The sequence below is a fragment of the Micromonospora sp. NPDC048947 genome, from assembly GCF_040649495.1.
Lineage (GTDB): Bacteria > Actinomycetota > Actinomycetes > Mycobacteriales > Micromonosporaceae > Micromonospora > Micromonospora alfalfae.
In genome coordinates this window covers 413,336-434,980 of sequence record NZ_JBEZFO010000003.1, presented here as the reverse complement: position 1 = coordinate 434,980, position 21,645 = coordinate 413,336, and the positions used below count along the sequence as shown (strand labels likewise).

Annotated in this window: 20 protein-coding genes; 7 read left to right on the top strand and 13 right to left on the bottom strand. The window is 72.1% G+C overall.

Going from position 1 to position 21,645, the window contains the following annotated elements; translation table 11 throughout:
- Window positions 1-105 precede the first annotated feature (105 nt).
- Together AB0B98_RS07385 and AB0B98_RS07380 are read right to left on the bottom strand one after the other, a co-directional pair.
- Window positions 106-714, bottom strand: a complete 609-nt coding sequence (locus AB0B98_RS07385) for a VTT domain-containing protein (protein ID WP_357361394.1) — start codon at window positions 712-714, stop codon at window positions 106-108.
- A gap of 100 nt (window positions 715-814) precedes the next feature.
- Window positions 815-1,498 carry a 50S ribosomal protein L11 methyltransferase gene (locus AB0B98_RS07380; RefSeq protein ID WP_357361393.1) on the bottom strand — a complete coding sequence of 228 codons (684 nt, stop codon included), beginning with the start codon at window positions 1,496-1,498 and terminating at the stop codon, window positions 815-817.
- 193 nt (window positions 1,499-1,691) lie between these two features.
- On the opposite strand from AB0B98_RS07380, the gene AB0B98_RS07375 reads away from it, so the two are divergent.
- Window positions 1,692-1,895: a cold-shock protein gene (locus tag AB0B98_RS07375; RefSeq protein ID WP_007462771.1), complete on the top strand. Its 204-nt coding sequence runs from the start codon at window positions 1,692-1,694 to the stop codon at window positions 1,893-1,895.
- A 48-nt stretch (window positions 1,896-1,943) separates the two neighbouring features.
- On the opposite strand, the gene AB0B98_RS07370 is transcribed toward AB0B98_RS07375, so the two are convergent.
- From AB0B98_RS07370 to AB0B98_RS07350, 5 genes are all read right to left on the bottom strand, one after another.
- Window positions 1,944-3,224, bottom strand: a complete 1,281-nt coding sequence (locus tag AB0B98_RS07370; protein WP_357361392.1) for an MFS transporter — start codon at window positions 3,222-3,224, stop codon at window positions 1,944-1,946.
- On the bottom strand, window positions 3,221-3,796 hold the full coding sequence (locus AB0B98_RS07365) for a helix-turn-helix domain-containing protein (RefSeq protein ID WP_357361391.1): 576 nt from the start codon (window positions 3,794-3,796) through the stop codon (window positions 3,221-3,223). Before AB0B98_RS07365 ends, AB0B98_RS07370 begins: the two co-directional genes overlap by 4 nt.
- A 107-nt stretch (window positions 3,797-3,903) precedes the next feature.
- On the bottom strand, window positions 3,904-4,779 hold the full coding sequence (locus AB0B98_RS07360; RefSeq protein ID WP_357361390.1) for a hypothetical protein: 876 nt from the start codon (window positions 4,777-4,779) through the stop codon (window positions 3,904-3,906).
- Between the two features lie 158 nt (window positions 4,780-4,937).
- Window positions 4,938-6,614: a CocE/NonD family hydrolase gene (locus AB0B98_RS07355; protein ID WP_357361389.1), complete on the bottom strand. Its 1,677-nt coding sequence runs from the start codon at window positions 6,612-6,614 to the stop codon at window positions 4,938-4,940.
- 3 nt (window positions 6,615-6,617) lie between these two features.
- A complete protein-coding gene (locus AB0B98_RS07350) occupies window positions 6,618-7,133 on the bottom strand; it encodes a MarR family transcriptional regulator (protein ID WP_357289311.1) in 516 nt (171 codons plus the stop codon).
- 123 nt (window positions 7,134-7,256) lie between these two features.
- Here AB0B98_RS07350 and AB0B98_RS07345 point away from each other — a divergent pair, with 123 nt between their 5' ends.
- The gene (locus tag AB0B98_RS07345; RefSeq protein WP_357361388.1) at window positions 7,257-9,383 is read left to right on the top strand and encodes an efflux RND transporter permease subunit; all 2,127 of its coding nucleotides are present in this window, start codon (window positions 7,257-7,259) and stop codon (window positions 9,381-9,383) included.
- Between the two features lie 48 nt (window positions 9,384-9,431).
- On the opposite strand, the gene AB0B98_RS07340 is transcribed toward AB0B98_RS07345, so the two are convergent.
- Both AB0B98_RS07340 and AB0B98_RS07335 read right to left on the bottom strand, forming a co-directional pair.
- Complete coding sequence (locus tag AB0B98_RS07340; protein WP_357361387.1) at window positions 9,432-10,307, bottom strand: lytic transglycosylase domain-containing protein; 876 nt, start codon at window positions 10,305-10,307, stop codon at window positions 9,432-9,434.
- Between the two features lie 34 nt (window positions 10,308-10,341).
- Window positions 10,342-11,763, bottom strand: a complete 1,422-nt coding sequence (locus AB0B98_RS07335; RefSeq protein ID WP_357361386.1) for a DedA family protein — start codon at window positions 11,761-11,763, stop codon at window positions 10,342-10,344.
- 133 nt (window positions 11,764-11,896) lie between these two features.
- Here AB0B98_RS07335 and typA point away from each other — a divergent pair, with 133 nt between their 5' ends.
- The 3 genes from typA to AB0B98_RS07320 all read left to right on the top strand — a co-directional run bounded on the left by typA (window position 11,897) and on the right by AB0B98_RS07320 (window position 15,506).
- Window positions 11,897-13,765 carry a translational GTPase TypA gene (gene typA, locus AB0B98_RS07330; RefSeq protein ID WP_357289323.1) on the top strand — a complete coding sequence of 623 codons (1,869 nt, stop codon included), beginning with the start codon at window positions 11,897-11,899 and terminating at the stop codon, window positions 13,763-13,765.
- Window positions 13,766-13,877: 112 nt separating this feature from the next.
- Window positions 13,878-14,729 (top strand): serine hydrolase, encoded by an 852-nt coding sequence (locus AB0B98_RS07325; RefSeq protein ID WP_357361385.1) that lies wholly within the window; start codon window positions 13,878-13,880, stop codon window positions 14,727-14,729.
- Between the two features lie 75 nt (window positions 14,730-14,804).
- A complete protein-coding gene (locus AB0B98_RS07320; RefSeq protein ID WP_357361384.1) occupies window positions 14,805-15,506 on the top strand; it encodes a lysoplasmalogenase in 702 nt (233 codons plus the stop codon).
- Here the strand turns inward: AB0B98_RS07320 and AB0B98_RS07315 are convergent.
- Window positions 15,475-16,272 (bottom strand): tyrosine-protein phosphatase, encoded by a 798-nt coding sequence (locus AB0B98_RS07315; RefSeq protein WP_357361383.1) that lies wholly within the window; start codon window positions 16,270-16,272, stop codon window positions 15,475-15,477. The two genes, AB0B98_RS07320 and AB0B98_RS07315, sit on opposite strands and share 32 nt — an antisense overlap.
- Before the next feature lie 44 nt (window positions 16,273-16,316).
- Between AB0B98_RS07315 and AB0B98_RS07310 the strand changes: the two genes are divergently transcribed.
- Both AB0B98_RS07310 and AB0B98_RS07305 read left to right on the top strand, forming a co-directional pair.
- Window positions 16,317-17,414, top strand: a complete 1,098-nt coding sequence (locus AB0B98_RS07310) for a dipeptide epimerase (RefSeq protein WP_357361382.1) — start codon at window positions 16,317-16,319, stop codon at window positions 17,412-17,414.
- A 60-nt stretch (window positions 17,415-17,474) separates the two neighbouring features.
- Window positions 17,475-18,398, top strand: coding sequence for an NlpC/P60 family protein (locus AB0B98_RS07305; RefSeq protein WP_357361381.1), 924 nt, complete (start codon window positions 17,475-17,477; stop codon window positions 18,396-18,398).
- Window positions 18,399-18,488: 90 nt separating this feature from the next.
- Here AB0B98_RS07305 and AB0B98_RS07300 read toward each other — a convergent pair whose 3' ends face one another.
- From AB0B98_RS07300 to pnuC, 3 genes are all read right to left on the bottom strand, one after another.
- Window positions 18,489-19,487: a TerC family protein gene (locus AB0B98_RS07300; protein ID WP_357361380.1), complete on the bottom strand. Its 999-nt coding sequence runs from the start codon at window positions 19,485-19,487 to the stop codon at window positions 18,489-18,491.
- 312 nt (window positions 19,488-19,799) lie between these two features.
- Complete coding sequence (locus tag AB0B98_RS07295) at window positions 19,800-20,924, bottom strand: AAA family ATPase (protein WP_357361379.1); 1,125 nt, start codon at window positions 20,922-20,924, stop codon at window positions 19,800-19,802.
- Window positions 20,921-21,577, bottom strand: a complete 657-nt coding sequence (gene pnuC, locus AB0B98_RS07290; protein ID WP_357361378.1) for a nicotinamide riboside transporter PnuC — start codon at window positions 21,575-21,577, stop codon at window positions 20,921-20,923. The genes AB0B98_RS07295 and pnuC overlap by 4 nt, the downstream gene beginning before the upstream one ends.
- Between the last annotated feature and the right edge of the window lie 68 nt (window positions 21,578-21,645).

Below are 21,645 nucleotides of genomic sequence, written 5' to 3'. Positions count from 1 at the left end.
AGACCACAGTCGTCGACGTCCGCCGGGCGCGGCGGGCCCCCGCCCCCCACCCACCGCAACCCGACCCCAAGTGCCCCCACGCCCCCCCCAGAGCGCGAACAAAGCTCAGCCAACGACGGAGAACAACCGCCGCCGCGCCCCCAGCAACGCGACGGAGGCCAGCACCAGCCCGACCCCCATCGTGACCAGCAGCGGGCTGGGGTCGCCCGGCAGCAGCCCGGCCACCGACCGTGACGCGGTGCCCAGGGCGAGGTAGAGACCGGCCCAGGCGGCCGCGCCGATCGTCGCGCAGCCGATAAATCGGCGGTACGACATCCGCAGCCCGCCGGCGGCCAGTGGCAGCAGCGCGTTGAAGACCGGCAGGAACGGCGCGACCACCATCATCCGGCCGCCGCCGCGACGCAGGATTCCTTCAGCCGCTGTCCAGCGTGCCTCGCCGATCCAGCCGCCGACGCGGCTGTCGCGCAGTCGTTCGGAGTAGCGACGGCCGACCAGGAAGCTCAGCGACCAGCCGGCCAGGCAGCCGATCAGCACCGCGGTGAAGGTCGCCAGCCCGGTACTCGGGCGGCCGACGCCGACGGCGGCGAGGATCGCGACGTCGCCGGGGACCAGGACACCCAGCAGGGGTACGGCGTCGAAGAGCATGACGAGCCCGAGCGCACCCATCAGCAGCAGAATCGGTAGTTCGCCGATCTGGGCCAGCCATTGCGTCATGCGTCGACGCTATGGCCGTGGCGCCACTTCGGACATCGGGTCGTAGCCCCCAGTGACCCCTGGTATCCGCCTCGGGGTCGCCCCTGAGTCAGGGTCCGCCTCAGTCGGGGCGCAGCACCTGCACGTGGCGTAGCGACGAGTCGACCGACGGTTCGGTGGTGGGCACCGGGTAGTCGGCCAGCACGGTCAGCCGGTCCGTCGGCAGGTGTCCGCGGCCGGGGTCGCCGACCAGCACGTCGGCACCTGCGGCTGCGGCCCGCTGCAGGAAGGGCAGCATCCGGTCGGCCATCGCGCGGTCGTAGAAGACGTCTCCGGCGACGACCAGGTCGACCTTCGCTTCGGTGTCGTCGAGCAGGTCGTCTCCGGTGGCGTCGACGGTGACGTGGTTGGCCCGCGCGTTGAGGGTGACGGCTGCGACGGCGTACGGGTCGATGTCGTTGGCGATCACCTCCGCGGCGCCGGCGAGCGCGGCGGCGATGGCTACCAGTCCGGACCCGGCGGCGAGGTCGAGCACGCGGCGGCCGGCGGCCAGCTCCGGGTGGTCCAGGAGGTGGCGGGCCAATGCCTGTCCCCCGGCCCACGCGGACGCCCAGTACGGCGCCGGCAGCGCGTGTCCGGCGGCTGCCTCCATCCGGGCCCACCAGACGATCGCGTCCTCGGCCAGGTGCAGCCGCACCTCGGGGACGAACGGGGTGGGCATCAACCGGAGCCGGTCCAGACCGGCGCCGGGTGCGTGGATCTCGCGTTCCAGCTCGGTCAGCGCGTCGGCTGCGGCATCCTTCATCGGCGCAAGCATGCCCCAGCGACGGTTGGTCGGGGCGGGTTTCGCATGCCGCCGCGCAGAGTTCACCCGAGTTCAGTCAAATACCTACGGCACTTCGGCCAGCGGATCGGGGTTTTGCCCGTTACTGTCGAACAGGTACGGGCGATCATCGGCCAGAGGCCGAGGGTCAGCCGCTTTGAACAGGGAGAGATGCATGGCAACCGGCACGGTTAAGTGGTTCAACTCGGAAAAGGGCTTCGGCTTCATCGAGCAGGACGGTGGAGGGCCGGACGTGTTCGTCCACTACTCCGCCATCGCTTCGAGCGGCTACCGGGAGCTCAACGAGGGCCAGAAGGTCGAGTTCGAGGTGACCCAGGGGCAGAAGGGTCCGCAGGCGGACAACGTCCGCCCGATGTAGCTCCGTGCCGGTGACGGCGGCCGGTCTCCGGCCGCCGTCGCAGCGCACTCAAGACGCCGCCGGGGCGGCGGGCAGGTCCCGCCGCCTCCGGATTGGCCCCATCAGCAGAATCAACGGGGTAAACGCCAACCAGGCGGTCATCGCGACAATTGCCGTCTGGACGCCGTAACGCGCGCCAATGGCACCGGCCAGCACGGCCGCCAGCGGGATCGTGCCGTAGTTGAGCAGATGCATGCTCACCGTCACCCGGCCCAGCAGGTGGTACGGCGTGTAGGTCTGCCGGAAGGCGCCCTTGACCACGTTGCCGATGGCCACCCCGAGACCGATCAGCAGCCCGCCGACGGCTGGCCAGGCCAGCCCGACGCCGGGTGCGGCGAGCGGGATGAGCAGCGCGGGCGGGCCGGTGAGCGCCGCCGCGATCAGCACTGCCCGGGCGGTGCCGCAGCGCCGGGCCACAGTGGTGGCGAGCAGCGCGCCGATGATCCCCCCGGCGCTCATCACGGCAATCAGCACACCCACCAGGCCCGGTTCGAGACGCAACTCACGGACCAGGAAGACCACCAGGACGGCCTGGTAGCCGGTCAGCCCGATGTTGCTGGCCGCGCCGAAGACCGTCAGCACCCGCAGGTACGGGTCTCTGGCGACGAAGCGCACCCCCTCGGCGATGTCGCGGCGCAGTGACCGCGACTGGTCCACTCGGCGAACGCGCGGTTCGACGGTACGGATCCGCAGCAGGCACACCGCGGAGACCAGGAAGCTGATCGCGTCCAGCAGCAGAGCGGTGACCGCACCGATGAGCTGGGCGATCAGACCTGCGACACCAGGGCCGACGACATAGCTCGCGGTCTGGGCGGCGTGCAGCTTGGCGTTGCCCTCCGGCAGTTGCTCGGGCCGCAGCAGCACCGGCAGGTACACCTGGTCGGCTGTTTCGAAGAAGACCCGGGCGACGCCGGCGCTGAGCGCCACCAGGAGCAGGTGCCAGACGGTGAGCCTGTCGAGTGCGGCGGCGAGCGGCACGCTGAGGAAGAGCAGCGCGCGGAACAGGTCGCACGCCACCATCACGGGTCGGCCGGACAGCCGGTCCACCCACGCGCCGGCCGGCAGGCCGATCAGCAGCCAGGGCAGCCAGGCCGCGGCGGTGAGCACCGCCACCTGGAAGGTGCCGGCGTCCAGGACGGCGACCGCAACCAGCGGAAGCGCGACAGTGGTGACGTTGCTGCCGATGCTGCTGACCGTCTGGCCGGTCCAGAGCAACCGGAAATCGCGGTGCCGCAGCAATCCGCCGGCCTGGCGGACGGGGGTCGGGTCGCTGCGGGTGGCGGCGGTCACGGTCGGGCCGGTATGCCGTGGACGAACACGAAGACCGGCCTGCGGTCGGCGTCGTCGTCGGGTGACTCCCGGTCGGCCCAGCGCTTGAGGACGTCGATCATCTCGCGGCTCAGCTCGGCCAGTTCCTCGGGCGTGAGGCGCAGCCAGTGGTCGGTGGAGAACGCCGCGTCCTGCCAGGATGCCTGCTCGGCCTCGTCGGCGGCGTGCCATGCCCGGGCCAGTGCGACGTGCCGGTCCAGGTTGAGCGAGGTGGCGGCGTCGGCGACCGCCCGGGCGGCGGGGTCGGCGTCGAAGTCGGTGTTGGACCAGCGCACCCCTCGGGTGACGAGCCGCCACCACCGCTCGCGCCGGTCCCGGGCCAACTCGGGGGCTTCGGTGACCAGGTCGGCGGCGGCGAGGACCTTGAGGTGGTGGCTGACGTTCGCCGGGGCCTGGTCGGTGCGCTCGGCGAGCAGCCCGACGGTGGAGGGCCCGTGGACCTTGAACACGTCCATCAGCCGGCGGCGCAGCGGGTGGGACATGGCGGCCAGCACCCGGGAGTCGGTGATCTGGCGTGCGTCGGAGCTGTCCATGCCGACAGAATGGCATCCGCAACAACTCTTGCGCAACAGTCATTGCTCAACAGTCGTTGCGGAATGCGCCAAGAGGGGCGGCCCGGCGGCCTCGGGCCGCCCCTCGCTCAGGCGACCAGCCGGCGGGCCAGCTCGTCGGCGACCTGCTTGGCCATCGTGGGCGGGATGGCTGCGGCGATCTTCTCCGGCGTCAGCGAGGCCAGGACGCCCTGGACGATCGCCGGCTCGTCGGTGAAGTCCCGGTTGGACAGCGCTGTCAGCGCCGCCTGCAACGCGCTCACCTGGGCAGCGAGCGACGTCAGCGTCGGGTGCGCCGAGACGAAGTTCGGGACTGTGGCATCCTCGCCCATCGCCATCCGGGTGTAGATCTGCCCGACCGGGTTGCGCCCGTCCAGCATCGTGAGGTTCTTGTGGACGGTGGCCAGCCAGTTGTGTTCTTCGGGGGTCATGTCGTCGTCCTCCAGGAGTCCGATGGAGCTGAGGTAGCGGCGGAACAGGGGCCGCTGGTCGCGGCCCGCCTTGATGGCGTCGCGGAAGAAGCTGAAGTGGGTGTGCCAACGGTGGGAGCTGTCGCCGCTGGTGCGCTTGCCGAGGCGATCCCACCGCCTCACGGTGGTGCCGTCGGGGCTGTAGATGATCTCCCGGATGTCCCGGGTGTCGGCGGCGTTCGCGGCGCACTGCGCGACACACCAGACCGAGAAGCTGGGCAGCGTGTTGGCCCGACCGCCGGAGCGGACATTGAACTGCCCGACGTCGAGTGCCGCCGCGTCGAGGGTCAGTCCGGCCCGGTCGCGGGGGGACTCGACCACCGAGTAGTCGTTGGGGACCACCCGGTCCGATCCGCAGTGGTAGCCACCCCGGTGGGCCGAGTCGCCGACGATGCCGACCTCGCCCGGATCCAGGTCGTCCGGCCCGGGGGCGTTGTCGAGGTGAGTGAGGAGCAGGCTTCGGACGGCGAGAAGATTAGCCGGGGCCCGGGTCATGGGGTCCCCCTTTCCGAGAGGCGGGGACCGGGCACGGCGTCACACCGCGTACGCGGTGCTGGGCTTCGGGCGAGCCCGGCCTACTGGTGCACGGCGCCGGGCGTTGACTCAACCATAGCCCGCGTTTTCGACAAACGCCCAGCTCAGGATGGGTCTGTTCAGATTGGACGTGGTGGCGGGGCAGAGTGGACGATCGGCAGCAGCAGCGCCGAAGGGTGCGTCGGATCGTGCAGAACCTGCCGCCAACCGGCACGTAGCGTCACCGCCGTGCCGAGCGGCTCCCCGGTGCCGGGGTTGCGGGCCCACCGTGGATGGGCGCCGCCGGAGACCTGCACCCGCAGTCGGTGCCCGGCGGCGAACCGGTACGCGGTCGGCCAGAGCGGCACCGGAATCCGCAGCGCCCCGCAAGGGTCGGCCGGGAAGCGCTCGGGCGTGACCCGCACCAGGCCGTCGCACACGTTCCACGAGCGACCCCGGCGGTCCACGTCGCACAGACGAACGAAGACGTCCAGGAACGGCAGATCGCTGCGGAGGTGGATCTCGGCGCGGACCGGGCCGATCACCTCGACCGGCGCGGTCAGTGGGGCGCTGGTGTAGGTCAGCACGTCGGGGCGGGCCTCGACACGCCGGTTGTCGACCGGGCCGGCCCGTTGGGCGACGAGCAGCGGACCGCCCAGCGACGGGGTGGGATCGGCGGGGTCGTAGCGGAGTGCGTCCGGTGTCGACGCGACAGGTGGGCGTGCCGCCAGTTCGCCACCGGGTTGCAGGTGCCAGGCGGTCTCGACCGCCGGGGGTGGCCAGTCCGGCAGGTCCCGCCAGCCGCCACCGGCGCCGCTGACGTAGATGCGTACGGGCGGCCGTGCTGGTCCCGCCGGGACGGGCGATCGCGGCGCGGCCGGCAGATGCTCGTCGAGCCAGGCCAGCCCTTCGCGCAGCGCGGCCACGAACAGTCCGGGGCTGCCGTGCGTCCACGGACCGATCACCAGGCGCGGCGGTGTGCCGGCGGCGCGCAGCACGGCGTGGTCGTCGAGCTGGGCGGGCAGGAAGATGTCGTGCCACCCGGTGACCATGACCACCGGCGCCCGCACCTTCGCGACCTGGTCGGCGAAGACCCGGGTCCGCCAGTACGCGGCCTGCGGTGTGTGGTGGCGCAGCCACTCCTGGAAGAACGGGATGGTCACGCCGGTGGCCACCCGGTCGGCTTCGGCCAGGGGGAGGTGTTCCAGCGCGGCGGCCAGCCGGGGTTGCCCGCGCTTGAGTTCCCACTGCCGGGCCAGCCACGGCGCTGTCTGCGCGTGCAGCAGCTCCGCCCAGGTCAGCACGGTGTCCAGGGCGAAGGACTCCCCCGCGTACGTCGAGTCGCGGGTGGCCGAGGCGGTCACCACGGCGACCATCGCGCGCAGTTCCTCGCCGGCGTCGGCGGCCAGTGCCCACTGGGCGAAGCCCTGGTAGCTGACACCGAACATGCCGAGTTGCCCCGACCACCAGGGCTGGCGGCGCAGCCAGTCCAGTGTGTCAGCGCCGTCGTCGCGCTCGTGCACCAGCGGGGCGAACGTTCCACCGGAGCCGCCGGTGCCCCGGCACGACTGGATCACCGCGTGTCGACCCCGGGCCGCGAGCAGCCGACCGAGCAGCCGCAGCGGTCCACCGCGCCCGTAGGGGGTGCGGATCAGCACGGTCGGCGCGCCGCGGACGGCCGGGGCGTAGTGGTCGGTGCGCAGCACCACACCGTCGCGGGCCCGCACCGGGAGGTCGCGGCTGACCCGCACCGGGCCGGGGCGGCTCGGTGGCAGGCGCAGCGCGGCGCTGGCGAGGCGGGTGACGAGGTCCGGCACCGGTCAGCCCGTCGGGCGGCGCGGTGACTCCGGCCGGGCGGCGCGCACCGCGTCGCGGTGCCCCCGCAGCGACTCGCTCATCTCCGCCATGAACCGCCGCACCACCTCCAGCTCGTCCTCGCTGAAGCGGGCCATCACCGTGTCGGTACGGGCGCCCAGCGGCCGGAAGAACTCCATGGCCAGGGCGGCGCCCTGGTCGGCGTAGTGCAGCAGCACCTTGCGCCGGTCGACGGTGTCCCGGTCGCGGCGGATGTGCCCGGCCCGTTCCAGCCGGTCGATCAGGGCCGTGACCGAGCCGGAGGAGAGGTTCAGCTGCTCGCCGAGACGGCCGGGGGTGATCGGGTCACCGAGCAGCTCGGCGTCCATCACCGCGATCAGCGCCTGCAAATCGGTCGGGTTGAGACCGTGCAGGTTGGCGAAGGCGTGGCCGACCTGCTGGGCGTCCGCCGCGTACCGCCGGAGGTTGTTGGTGATCTCCGCGACCAGCTGCTCGCGGCGCGTGTCGCGCCGTCGGTACATGCCGTGAGTCGCCACCTCGCGCCGCTCTTCTCGTCGTCGGTCCCCCGGGTTGCAGCATAGAACAGCCCCGGATAATCTCGGTTATCAAGATACTTGTCTTTCGAAGGACCTTGAGGTCACCTGATGTCTGTGTTCACCAGAGTCGCTCGTGGCCGGCTGGCCGCCTGGCTCACCGTGGCCGCCGCGATCGTCGTGGGCGCTGCCGTCTTCGGGACACCCCAGCCGGACAACCCGGCGCCGGTCTCCGCCACCGGCCTGTCGGTGCAGTGGCAGTCGACCCAGGTGCAACGTCTCCAGGATCAACTGCCCTCCAGCGACGTGCAGCCGGCCATCGTGGTGATCAGTCGTGGCGACGGCGGCGCGCTGAGCGAGACCGACCGGGCGACGGTCGGCGCTCGCGCCGAGGGTCTGCGCCGCTTCGCGGTGGGTGGGCAGGTCAGCCCCGCCCAGGTCTCCCCGGACGGCGCGGTGGCCCTGGTCGCCGTGCCGCTGGACACCGCCGGCGGGCAGGAGGTCGTCACCGACGCGGTGACCCAGCTGCGCGCCACCCTCGCCGACCTGCCCGACGGGCTGACCGCCGAGGTGACCGGCGCCCCGGCTTTCACCGCCGACCTCTCCTCGGTGTTCGACGGCGCCGACGTCACACTGCTCGTGGTGACCGCCGCGGTGGTCGCGCTGCTCCTGCTGATCACCTACCGCAGCCCGTTCCTGTGGATCGTGCCGCTGGTCGTGGTCGCCGCCACCGAGCAGCTCACCCTGCGCGCGGTGGACGTCATCGTGCCGGGCGTCGGCATCAACCTCCAGCAGGGTCAGGTCACCGGCATCGCCAGCGTGCTGGTCTTCGGCGCCGCCACCGACTACGCGCTGCTGCTCATCGCCCGCTACCGGGAGGAACTGCGCCGCGAGGAGGACCGGTTCGCGGCGATGCGCGCCGCGTTGCGCCGCACCGCGGAGCCGATCCTCGCCAGTGGTGGCACCGTCGTGCTCGGCGTGCTGACACTGCTGCTCAGTGAGCAGGAGACCAACCGCGCGCTGGCCGTGGCCTGCGCCACCGGTGTGGTCTTCGCCATCCTCTCGGCCCTGTTCGTGCTCCCCGCCGTGCTGGTGCTCTTCGGTCGCGGCCTGTTCTGGCCGTTCGTACCCCGCGTCGGCGGCCCGGTGCGCGAGGGCCGGCTCTGGGGTCGACTCGGCGCCGCCGTGCAACGCCGCCCGGTGGTGGTCGCGACGCTGGCCACAGTGCTGCTCGGGGGCCTGGCACTGGGTGGGCTCGGCATCCGTACCGGCCTGTCCGAGACCGAACAGTTCCGGGCCGAGCCGGAGGCGGTGACCGGGGCACAGACCCTGGCCAGGGCCTTCCCCGCCGGCAGCACCCAACCCGTCGCCGTGATCACCACCCCGGCGGCGGTGCGGGCGGTCACCGACGCCGCCACCGCGGTACCCGGTGTCGCCTCGGCGCGCCCCGGCGACGCCGGCACCGCCGTCGCCCAGGTCGACGTGGTCCTCGACGCCGAACCCGGCACCACCGCCTCGGACCGCGCGATCGAGGCGCTGCGCGCGGCGGTCGCCGCCGTTCCCGACTCCGCGCCGCCGGCCGCCGCCGGCGCCGACGCCCCGTCCGGGGCGATCGTCGGTGGCTCGGTGGCCGCCACGTACGACTCCGACGAGGCCAACGACCGGGATCTGCGACTCATCCTGCCGATCATCCTGCTGCTGGTCGGCGCCGTGCTCGTGCTGCTGCTACGCGGTCTGCTCGCGCCGCTGCTGCTGGTGCTCACCGTGATCGCGTCGTACTTCGCCAGCCTCGGCGCGGCCTGGCTGCTCTTCGACCACGTGCTGGGCTTCCCGGCCCTGGACAGCGGTGTGCTGCTGCTCGCCTTCGTGTTCCTGGTGGCGCTCGGGGTGGACTACAACATCTTCCTGGTCACCCGGGCCCGGGAGGACGCCCGCAGCGCCGGCACCCGCGCCGGGATGCTCTCCGCCCTACGGGTCACCGGCGGGGTGATCACCAGCGCCGGGGTGCTGCTCGCCGCGGTCTTCGCCGTGCTCGGTGTGCTGCCGCTGATCACCCTGACCCAGATCGGGATCATCGTCTGCATCGGCGTCCTGCTCGACACCCTGCTGGTCCGTACGGTCCTGGTGCCGGCGCTGGCGTTCCTGCTCGGTGACCGCTTCTGGTGGCCCGGCCGCATCACGCGCGACCCGATGCAGGCCACCCCGAGCGCGCCCGAGCCGGTCGCCGCGCGCGACTGACCGACCCGACGGGGGCCGTGGTGAATCCCGCCACGGCCCCCGTCGAGGTCAGTACGCCAGGCAGACGCACTCGCTCATCAGCGCCCGCACGTTGCGCACGTACGACGGGTTGGGGATGGCCAGCGGCTTCCCCTCCTGAGCCACCGCACCGTGCCCGAAGTTGTACGCGGCGATGACGGCGTTGAGCAGGCAGGAGTTCAGCTCGCTGGTGCACAGTGCCGGGTCGAGCCGGAAGTCGGACTCGAAGTACATGTCGCCGATGTACTTCGTCGCCCAGGCCAGGTAGGTGGCGCCGAGGTAGGCGTTGTCCTGGTAGGCGTCGATCTCGTAGCTCTTCTCGAACCGCTGGTTCATCCAGGTCGCGGTCTCCGGCATCACCTGCAACAGCCCGACCCCGCCGTCGCAGGCGTAGATGTTGGACTGCCAGCCGCTCTCCTGCCACGCGGTGGCCTTGAGCAGGTTGAGCGGGATCTTGATGTCCGGTGCCGACACCGGCCAGTAGGTGCGGTTGGCGGCATCGGTCAGCGCCGCCTTCACCTCGGACCGGCTCGCCTGGTTGCCCTTGTAGGTCGGCTTGCAGGAGCTCGGCGCCGGCTTCGGCGGTGCCGGCGGAACCTCGGTCTCGGTGGGCGGCTTCGGCACCGTGCGCGGCTTCGGCGCCGCCCGGGTCGGCTTCTTCGTCGGCTTCGGCTTCGGGGTCGCGCTACGACTCGGCGCGGAACCCATCGATTCCACGGCACTCACCGACGGGCTCAACTCCCCGTCGACCTCGTCGGACGGGGCATCCGTCGGCCCGTCGGTGACGGCGACCGGCGCGGCCAGGCCCGATGGGGTCTCCCCCTTGGCGGCGCAGCCGACCAGCGTGCCCGCCAGCAGAAGCCCGGCGAGCACTGCGGCGCCCAGCCGATCGATGCGTCGAACCATGCCGTTGCCTCCCCCGTGTGACTGTCGCCGCACCCTAACAAGGTTCGACCGGGCGGCGTTGCCCCTGCGACGGACGCCGGGGGGCCTGGTCCACCGGGGGCTGACCATTGCCCACCGCCCGGTCCCGGGTCGCCCAGGCGACCATGAACACCACAGTCCACAGCACCCCGAGCAGCACCGCCGCGGCCGTCCCGCTCGCCGTGTCCAGTCCGAGGTAGAGCCGCGCGCCGCAGATTCCGAGCACCCCCGCCGCCGCGGCGGTCCAGGCGGCCACCGCCACCGGCCAGCGGGCGCTGCGCGACACCAGCCAGGCCAGGGTGCAGAAGCTCGCCGCGACCACAGCGTTCTGGGTCGAGAGCGCAGCCGCCTCACCGCCGCCCGGGGCGGTCCCGTTCGGGCCGGTCAGTTCGGCCACCACCGCCAGCACCACCAGCGGCACGAACGCGCCCACCGTGCCGACCACGCTGAGCAGGTCCGCCCGCCAGGGTCGGTTCCGCCACGCCAGCACCGCCGCCACCAGCGCCACCAACAGAATCAGCACCGACCCGCGTACCACCGACACCACCACCAGTGTGGCGTCGGCGGCGTCCGAGGTACGCCGAGCCGCGAACCACCCGGCGATGGCGCCGTCCAGCGCGGCCAACCCACTGTTGCGGACCGCCACCGCGAGCAGACCGGCGATGGCGAGCCCGGCGGCGAACAGCAGCAGCAACCCGGCGGCCAGATTGAGCAGCAGCGTCCAGGCCGGGCCGATCCGCATGGCCACCAGGAAGAACAGCACCCCGTAGCGGGCAGTGAGCCACCGCACCGGAGGCAGCGCGCCGGCCCGGGACAGCAGCGCGCGCACCGGGTCGGGGTTACGGCCCAGCCACCGACCCACGAGCACCACACCCACCAGGCCGGCCAGCAGCAGGAACGCCACCCCGGTGGCCCGGCCGAGAAGGCGGGAGACAGTGTCGTACGACTCACCGGCGAGGTGACCGAGCAGCACCGAGCCGCCCACCCAGGTCACCACCCCGGCCAGGTTCCAGAGGGCGAACCGCCGGTACGGCATGCCGGCCGCACCGGCCAGCCGAGGCACCAGGGTCCGGGCGAAAGCCACCCATCGGGCGGCGAACACCCCCCGCCCACCGAGGCGGGCGAGCATGGCGTCGGCCCGGGCCCACCGCTGCGGCCCGACCCGGTGCCCCAGCCCGGCGCGCAGCCGGGAGCCGTACCGCCGTCCGGCCCGAAAGGCCAGGCCATCGCCGAGGACCGCCGCGACGATCATCGCGAGCAACGCCGGCCCGAGCCGCAAGGTACCGTTGTAGGTGAGGAAGCCGACCAGCAGCAGGGTAGCCTCACCCGGCACGAGCAGACCGAAGATCACCGCGGTCTCGCCCGCCACGATCAGCGCGGCGACCAGGTAGATCCACAGGGTGGGCAGACCCTGCACCCAGGTCAGCAGGTCGTGCACTCAGGCCCCCGGGACACGGGTGCCAGCCTGCCAGCCGGGGGAACCACCGGCACAGCCGTTTCACCATAGATCAGGGGCACCTGGGGGTGACCCCGACGCAGCCTGCGCGAGCGCAGGCGGAAGGATAGAGGGTATGCAGCTTCGCACCGACCTCCGCAACGTCGCCATCATCGCTCACGTCGACCACGGCAAGACCACCCTGGTCGACGCCATGTTGCGGCAGGCCGGCGCGTACGGCGCACGCGGCGAGAACACCGAGCGGGTGATGGACTCCGGTGACCTGGAGCGGGAAAAGGGCATCACGATCCTGGCCAAGAACACCGGTGTGCGTTACCTGCCGGCGGACGGCTCCGACCCGGTCACCATCAACATCATCGACACCCCCGGCCACGCCGACTTCGGTGGCGAGGTGGAGCGCGGCCTGACCATGGTCGACGGTGTGGTGCTGCTCGTCGACGCCAGCGAGGGCCCTCTGCCGCAGACCCGCTTCGTGCTGCGTAAGGCGCTGCGGGCCCGGATGCCGATCATCCTGGTGATCAACAAGGTGGACCGTCCGGACGCCCGGATCAAGGAGGTCGTGGACGACACCTACGAGCTCTTCCTCGACCTGGACGCCGACGAGGAGCAGATCGACTTCCCGATCGTCTACGCCTGCGCCCGCGACGGCATCGCCTCGCTGACCCAGCCCGCCGACGGCTCGGTGCCCGACGACAGCACCTCACTGGAGCCGCTGTTCCGCACCCTGCTGGACACCATCCCGGCACCCGCCTTCGAGGACGGCGCGCCGTTGCAGGCGCACGTCACCAACCTGGACGCCTCGCCGTTCCTCGGCCGGCTGGCGCTGTGCCGGGTCCGTCAGGGCACCATCAGCAAGGGTCAGACGGTGGCCTGGTGCCGCACCGACGGCAGCACCCAGCGGGTCCGCATCTCCGAGATGCTGATGACCGAGGGCCTGGAGCGTAAGCCGGCCGAGACCGCCGGCCCTGGCGACATCATCGCCGTCGCCGGCATCCCGGAGATCATGATCGGTGAGACCCTCGCAGACGTCGAGAACCCTGTCGCGCTGCCGCTGATCACCGTCGACGAGCCGGCCATCTCGATGACCATCGGCACCAACACCTCGCCGCTGGTCGGCCGGGTCAAGGGCTCCAAGGTCACCGCGCGGATGGTCAAGGACCGGCTCGACAAGGAGCTGATCGGCAACGTGTCCCTGCGGGTCCTGCCCACCGAGCGGCCGGACGCCTGGGAGGTGCAGGGCCGCGGCGAGCTGGCGCTGGCCATCCTGGTCGAGCAGATGCGCCGGGAGAGCTACGAGCTGACCGTCGGCAAGCCGCAGGTGGTCACTCGGGAGATCGACGGCAAGACCTGCGAGCCGGTCGAGCGGCTGACCATCGACGCCCCGGAGGAGTACCTGGGCGCTATCACCCAGCTCCTCGCCACCCGCAAGGGCCGGATGGAGCAACTGGTCAACCACGGCACCGGCTGGATCCGGATGGAGTGGCTGGTGCCGGCGCGCGGCCTGATCGGCTTCCGCACCGAGTTCCTCACCGACACCCGGGGCACCGGCATCCTGCACCACGTCTTCGAGTCGTACGAGCCGTGGTTCGGCGAGCTGCGCACCCGCAACAACGGTTCGCTGGTCGCCGACCGGGCCGGCGCGGTCACCGCCTTCGCGATGATCAACCTTCAGGAGCGCGGCCAGCTCTTCGTCGACCCCACCACCGAGGTGTACGAGGGCATGATCGTCGGGGAGAACTCCCGCTCCGACGACATGGACGTCAACATCACCAAGGAGAAGAAGCTCACCAACATGCGGGCGTCGACCTCCGACGAGACGGAGAAGCTGATCCCGCCGCGCAAGCTCTCGCTGGAGCAGGCCCTGGAGTTCTGCCGCGAGGACGAGTGCGTCGAGGTCACCCCGACCGCGGTGCGCATCCGCAAGGTGGTGCTCGACCAGCAGCTGCGGGGTCGCGCCGCCGCCCGCCGCAAGCACGCCGGCTGACCCACCAGCACCCGACACCGGGCGCGCCGGCCGCTTGCGGGCGGCGCGCCCGTCGTTTCTCCCCCGACGGGTACGCGGGCCCGCCCACGCTTGATCCGCTACGGTCACCGGCATGACCTGGGATGATCTCGACGCCCACCTGGACCGGGTGCCCGGCACCGTCTCCGCGTACGTGGGGCGGCTCGACGCGCCGCCGACCTGGACCCGCCACGCGGACGCCGGCCACTACGCCGCGAGCACCATGAAGGTGGCGGTGCTCGCCGCGCTGCACCGCGCCGCCGAGGCAGGCACCCTGGACCTGGACACCCCGGTCCCGGTCGTCAACGACTTCGACTCCGCCCAGCCCGGCGCACCCCGCTTCGCCAACGCGAAGCCCTACGACAACGACGACGCGGTCTGGGACCGCATCGGCGGCACCGCGTCGCTGCGCTGGCTGGCCGACCGGATGATCGTGCGCTCCAGCAACCTCGCCACCAACCTCGTCCTCGGCCACGTCGGGCTGCCCGCGGTAGCCGAAACCTGGGCGCTCGCCGGCGCCCGCAACAGCGTCACCGGCCGCGGCATCGAGGACTTCGCCGCCCGCGAGGCCGGCATCACCAACACGGTCACCGCCGCCGACCTGGCCGCCCTGCTCGGTGCCCTGGCCACCGGGGCCGACACCCCCGGCCCACTCGCCTCACCGGCCGCCTGCGCCACCATGCTGGACGTCCTGCTCGCTCAGGAACACCGCGAGGACCTCGCCGCCGGACTGCCTGCGGGCACCCGCATCGCGCACAAGAACGGTTGGGTACGCGGCGTCCGCCACGGCGCCGGCCTGGTGCTGCCCGACGACGCCCCGCCGTACCTGATCGCCGTCTGCACCACCACCGACCTGGCCGGGGGCGACGACCAGGTCGAGGACGACGCCTGCCTGCTGCTCGCGCACATCTCGGCGCAGGTCTGGGCGGCCCGCCACCAGCTCTGACCCGACAGCCTCGGCGGCGAGGACAGCGCCGCAGACTGCGGCTACGCTGCTCGCACCCCCACCCCGGAGCCGCCGATGCCCCGCAGTCGCACAGTGCTGATCGCCTTCCTCGTCGTGACGGCGGCGAACCTGCTGGCCAACGCCACCGGCGGCGGCCTGGCCTTCCTGCTCACCAAGCCGCTGCTGATGCCGCTGCTGGCCGCGTACCTCTGGCGGGTCAGCGCCGAACGCGCGGCCCGGCCGGACCGGCTGCTGCTCGCCGCGCTGGCGTTCGCCACCGGCGGCGACGTCGCCCTGATGATCGACGGCACCTACTGGTTCCTCGCCGGCATGGCCTGCTTCTTCGGCACGCACCTCTGCTACCTCGCAGCCTTCACCCGACACGGCGCGGCTGCCGCGCTACGCCGCACGCCGCTGGTCGCCGTCCCCCTGGGGTACGCGGTGCTGACCGTCATCGCCCTCACCTGGATGTGGAACGGGCTCACCGACGCCGGGCTGGCCGTACCGGTGGCCGGCTACGCGATCGCGCTGGCCGCCATGGCCAGCACCGCCACCACCCAGGGCTGGCGGGTCGGTCTCGGCGCCGCGCTCTTCCTCGGCTCCGACCTGCTGATCGCCGCCGGGGTGGCAGAGGTGGCCCAGCCCCCCGGCGCGCCGGTGCTGGTCATGGCAACCTACGCCGCCGGCCAGGCGCTGATCGTCACCGGTCGGGCCGCCCACACCAGCACACCCACCGACGCCCCTGTCACTCCAGCAACTGCGCCCGCAACGCCCTGAGGTCGGCGTCGGTGAGCCCCAACCCGTCGCGCAGGTACGCGTCGAACGAGCCGTGCACCCGACGCACCTCGGCGTAACCGGCGTCGAGGTACTCGGCGCGGACCTCCAGCACCGGCAACACCGCGTCGACGTCCAACTCGGGGTTCCGCCGACGCATCGCCTCGACGATCACCGCCCGCAGGCTGTCGGTCAGCTCGTTGTTGCGCAGGTAGTCGGCGCGAATGGCCGCCTCGTCGACCCCGAGCGCCGTCAGCAGGATGACGGTCAGCCACCCGGTGCGGTCCTTGCCGGCGGAGCAGTGGTAGAGCAGCGGCAGATTTTCCGGCCGGGACGCCAGCCGCACCGCCTCGGCGAAACCGACCCGCGCCGACTCACCGGTGACGAACCAGCGGTAGATCGCCGCCATCGCCCCCGCCGTGCCCTGCCGGGCCAGCTCCGCGTACGCGTTCAGGTCGTGACCGAGCAGCACCGCCGAGACGTACGTGAAGACCGGGTGCTCCGCGTCGTGCACCGGCAGGCGCACCACCCGTGGCTCACCGGCGAACCTGTCCTCCGGCGCGACCGCGATCTCCGAGCCGTCACGCAGATCCACCACGCACGCCGGCCCCAGCTTCGCCAGCACCGGTAGGTCCTCGTCGGTCAGCCGTCCCAGCGCCGGGGTGCGGATCAACTGGCCGACCCGGACCCGCCGCCCGTCCGCGCCGACGAGCCCGCCCAGGTCACGCGCGTTCGGTGCACCCACCAGCTCCCAGCCCTGCCCGGTCATCCGGTCTCCCCTCCCACCGTGAACCTCCGTATAGGGTGCCTCACATGACGATCTCGGCGGTACGCACCCACCGGGTTTCCGCCCCCTTGCACACCCCGTTCGTCACCGCACTGCGTCGTACCACCACAGTGGACACGCTTGTCGTCGAGCTCGTCGACAGCGACGGCCGCTCCGGCTTCGGTGAGGCGCCGCAGGTCTGGCAGGTCACCGGCGCGTCGGTCGCCGGCGCGCAGGCGTGCGTCCGCGAGCTGCTCGGCCCACAGCTGGTCGGCCGTGACCCGGACGACCTGGTGACCCGTTGCGCCGAGGTGCAGCGCGCCGTGGTCGGCAACGAGGCGGCGAAGGCGGCGGTGGACGTCGCCCTGCACGACCTCGCCGCGCGCCGACTGGGCGTACCCCTGGTGCGGTTGCTCGGGGGCACCACGCTGCGGGTCCCGACGGACGTCACGCTGGCGGCAGGCGATGCGGTGGACCTGGCGACAGCGGCACGGCAGCGGCAGGCCGACGGCTTCGGCGTGCTCAAGTTGAAGGTCGGCACCGACGCGGCCGGTGACCTGGACCGGGTGCGCGCGGTACGGGCGGCCGTCGGCCCCGGCACCCGGATCCGGCTGGACGCCAACCAGGGCTGGACGCCCCGGGAGGCGGTCCGGGTGATCCGCGGCATCGAGGACGCCGGGCTCGACGTGGAGCTGGTCGAGCAGCCGGTGGCCCGCTGGGACCTGGACGGGCTGGCCTGGGTCAGCGACCGGGTGTCAGTGCCGATCCTGGCCGACGAGGCGGTCTTCGGGGTCCGGGACCTGGTGGAGGTGATCCGCCGCCGTGCCGCCGACCTGGTCAACGTCAAACTGGCCAAGTGCGGTGGACTGCACCCGGCCCGTACTCTCCTCGACCTGGCCACCGCGCACGGGCTCGGCACTGTGGTCGGCTCGATGATGGAGAGTCAGGTAGGCATCGGGGCGGCCGCGAGCCTGGTCGCCGCGTACGGCACCACAGCGGTCCCCGACCTGGACGCGGCCTGGTGGCTGGCCTGGTCACCGGTGCAGGGCGGCATCCGCTACGACGGGGCGACGGTGGTGCTGCCGGACTCCCCTGGCCTGGGCATCTCCGGCATCGCTGAAGCAAAAGTGCAGGCCCGTGGTTGATGGCCGTCGGTTTCTTTCATAGGGTTCCCCAGGACAGCCGACACGATCTGGGGGGTTGACGTGGAGCTGCAACCGGGCCGCGAGGCCGTCGTCCGGGTCGCCGTGGCGACGCTGTGGACCTCCCCCGAGGCAGTCCGCCCGGTCGACCGTCCGGCGCTGACCGCCGGCGTCGACATTCCGACCTGGGTCTCGGGCCTGGACACCGACCAGCAGGTCGGCGACTGTGTGCTGAGCCAGCTCCTGCTCGGCGAGCGGGTCCTCGTCAGCGAGCTGCGCCCCGACGGCTGGGCCCGGGTCGTCGCCGTCGAACAACCAGCCGCCAAGCTTGACCCCCGCGGCTATCCGGGCTGGCTCCCCGCCGAGCAGCTGGCCGTTCTCGACCCGACCCACACCAGCACCGACCACCCGCTGGTGGTGGACGCCACTGTCACCGGGCTGCACGCCACCCCGAACGGGCCGGTGGTGCTGCCCGGCGTCGTCGTCGGCACCCGGCTCGTCCCGGCCGGCCCCGCGCTCGACGACTGGCGGCCGGTGCACGTCCCCGGTCGGGCCACCCCGCTCTGGCTGCCCGACCGCCACCTGGTGCCGTCGGCGGCCGCGTCGCCGGCCGCCGCGCAGGCGCTCGCGGTGGCACAGCGCCTGCTCGACGTGGTCTACATCTGGGGCGGTCTCTCCGCGCACGGCATCGACTGCTCGGGCCTGGTGCATCTGGCCTGGCGGCGGTTCGGGGTGCTGCTGCCGCGCGACGCCGACGATCAGGCCGTGGCCACCACCCCGCTGGCGTTGGGCGCGGAACGCCCCGGCGATCTCTACTTCTTCGCCCGACCCGGCCGCAAGATCCACCACATCGGCATCGTCACCGCCGCCCCCGGCGAGGGCGGCCAGCGCCGGATGCTGCACGCCTGCTACCGGCGGCGGCGGGTCATCGAAGAGGAACTGCCGGCCGACCGGACCGCCACGCTGGTGGGCGCGCACCGGGTCTAGGGCGTATCGCAAGTGTCTATCGAGCCGGCAGCACTTCCGGAGCACGCCCCGCACCGGCCGGGCGCGTGTCCGCACCCGGCCGGCGACCGGTCAGCGTCGGGCGTCGGTCAACTCGCGACGCCGGTCCCGGGAGGACTTGATCAGGCTGGCGGCGGTGGCGATGCCCAGGGTGCCGATGATGACCAGCAGTGACAACCAGATCGGGATGTGCGGCGCCCAGCCGACGTGCTCGCCACCGTTGATGAACGGCAGGTTGTTGTCGGCCAACGCCTCCAGCACCAGCTTGACCCCGATGAACCCGAGCACGACGGCCAGGCCGTAGCTCAGGTAGATCAGCCGGTCCAGCAGGCCACCGAGCAGGAAGTAGAGCTGCCGGAGGCCCATCAGCGCGAAGACGTTGGCGGTGAAGACCAGGTACGGCTCCTGGGTGATGCCGAAGATCGCCGGGATCGAGTCCAACGCGAAGATCAGGTCGGTCGTGCCGATCGCGATCATCACGATCAGCATCGGGGTGAACAGCCGCCGCCCGGCCACGTGGGTGGTGAGCTTCGCGCCGTCGTAGTCCTTCGAGATCGGCAGCGCCTTGCGGCTCCACCGGATCAGCACGTTCTCGGAGAACTCGTCCTCGTCCGGCTCACCCTGCCGGGCCAGGTTCACCGCGGTGTAGATCAGGAACGCGCCGAAGATGTAGAAGACCCAGGAGAACTGCGTGATCAGCGCCGCGCCCGCGGCGATGAACCCGCCGCGCATCACCAGCGCCAGCACTATGCCGACGAGCAGCACCTTCTGCTGGTACTGCCGAGGCACACCGAAGCGAGCCATGATGATCACGAAGACGAAGAGGTTGTCCACCGAGAGGCTGTACTCGGTGAGCCAGCCGGTGTAGAACTGGCCGGCCGCGCTGGCTCCGGAGGCCAACCAGACACCCGCGCCGAAGAGCAGTGCGAGACCGACGTAGAAGGCGACCCAGAGGCTCGACTCCCGCACACTCGGCTCGTGCGGGCGTCGACCGATGATCAACAGGTCGACGAGCAGGACCGCAGTCAGTGCGACAAGCGTCCCCGCCCACACCAATCCGGACACGTCCAACGTTCATTCCTCCGGCAGACACGCGGCGTCGGGCACACCGTACGCCCCTGCGGGAGCCGGCGTGCCGCTGTCGCTCACTCTGGTGACTGTCGGAGGTCTCTTCCGCCGTCGCCCCGAACAGGGGCGGCGACCTACGGGGCCGGGTCGGGCACCGTGGTTCCGGCGATCGACCGTGCTGACGACTCCGTTGCGGGGGAATACTCCCCTCCTCGGTGACCATTCTTGCCCACCACGCCCCGTGATCACACCCCGGGCGTCCGGGGGCGCCGGACACCGCCCGACGCGTCACACCGCCTAGGGCTTCCTAGGAGGCTAGTGCACGTCTGGTGCGGCGATCGGGTCGGCGAGCGACCAGCCGGCGGCGAGCAGGTCGTCGCAGGCCCGCACCGCTCGGGCCAACCGATCGGCGTGCGACCCGGCCAACTCCACCACCGGCACCCCGCACCCGGCCAGCTCGGCCCGGAAGCGCTCGGTCATCCAAGCCCGCAGGTGCTCACCGTCGCGCAGCCCGTCATCGGTGAACGGCACGCCCCGGTGATCCGTCAGCAGATACAGCGCCGGCCGACGCGCCGCCGCCCGCACCTCCTCCGACGCGCTGCCCAGGTAGCGCTCCTCCCACACCGCGGTCGCCCGCGCGTCGGTGTCGCAGACCAGCAGCGGCCCACTCGACCGGGCCGCCGCGTCCTCGGCCGCCTGCTGCTCGCGAACCACAGCGCGGAAGTCGTCCCGGTCCCAGGCGACGTCGAAGACTGTCGCCCCCGGCGTGCGTTCCCGCAACCGGGCCAACTTGCGAGCCGTCAACTCCCGGCCGTACTCCGGCACCCAGGACGTGCCGTAGTGCCCGGCGAGCGCCGCCGCCATCGTCGTGGTCCCTGTCGACTCGGCCCCGACCACCACCACCCGCCGGACGAACCACGCCCGCACCGGCGGGCTCAGCCACCGCCAGTGACCCGCCGGGTCCGCGCGCACCGCAGTCCCGGACACCGGCACGGTCCGCCGGTCCGGATCCACCGACACGGGTACGGCGTGGAAGCGGCGCGCCAACTCCGCGCCGTACGTCTCGGAGGAGAAGACCACGTCCACCGACGCGGACCCGACCGCCTCGAGGAACACGGCGCAGTGCGCGTCCCAGACCGTCGGATCGGCGTAGTCCACCGGGTGGTCGTCGTACCGGCCGACGAAACGGACCCACGGTGTGTCCGCGTGCACCTCCCGCAGCCAGTCGAGGCGCAGCGGGAGCGCAATGGACTCCCGACGCGAGGGCGCCACGACGACTGTCACCTCGGCGCAGCGGGCGGCGGCGGCCCGGATCAGCGCGTGGTGCCCGGCGTGCGGTGGATAGAACTTGCCCACCACCATCCCGTGCCCGAACTCCGCGGCGGCCGGACGCGCCGGCCCGCGTGGCGCCGGCGCACGGCCGGATGTCTCGGCGTTCACACGGTGGCCGGGGCCGGGCCGGGCGGGACCGCGGCCGGCCGGGCGGCCCGACGCAGATCGGCGCGCCAGGCCCGCAACCCGAGTACGCACAGGGCGAGGAAGACCAGGTAGAGCACGGCCGTCAGGTGCAGCCCCTTGTACGCGTACAGCGGGATGTAGATCAGGTCGGCGGCGATCCAGAGCCACCAACTCTCCACCCGCTTGCGGGTCTGCCCGTACGTGGCCAGCAGGGACAGCGCCGTTGTCACAGCGTCCGGCAGCGGCACCGTCGAGTCGGTGGCCCGGTCCAGCAGCACCCAGAGCGCGCCGGTGAGCAGCAGCCCGGCGGCGGCCAGCGCCAGCCACTCCCGCCGCCCCGTCCGGCTGACAGTGAGCCGGGTACGCCGCTCGCCCCCGAACAGCCAGTGCCACCAGCCGTAGCAGCCGAGCGCGACGTAGACGACCTGGAGCCCCGCGTCGGCGTACAGCCCGGCTGTCCAGAACAGCACCATGAGCAGCAGCACGTTGGCGATGCCGATCGGCCAGTTGGCGATCTTCTGTCGGGCCACCAACCACACGTTGAGCACACCGGTCACGAACCCCAGCAGCTCCGCCCAGGTGGTGCCCGTACCGGCCACCCGAAACGCGGTGCCGGTGAGCCAATCGATGATCACGACACAGACCCTAGGGGTGTCGCCGACATCGGAACAGACCCCGCGACGCCGACTGCCCGGACAGCCGT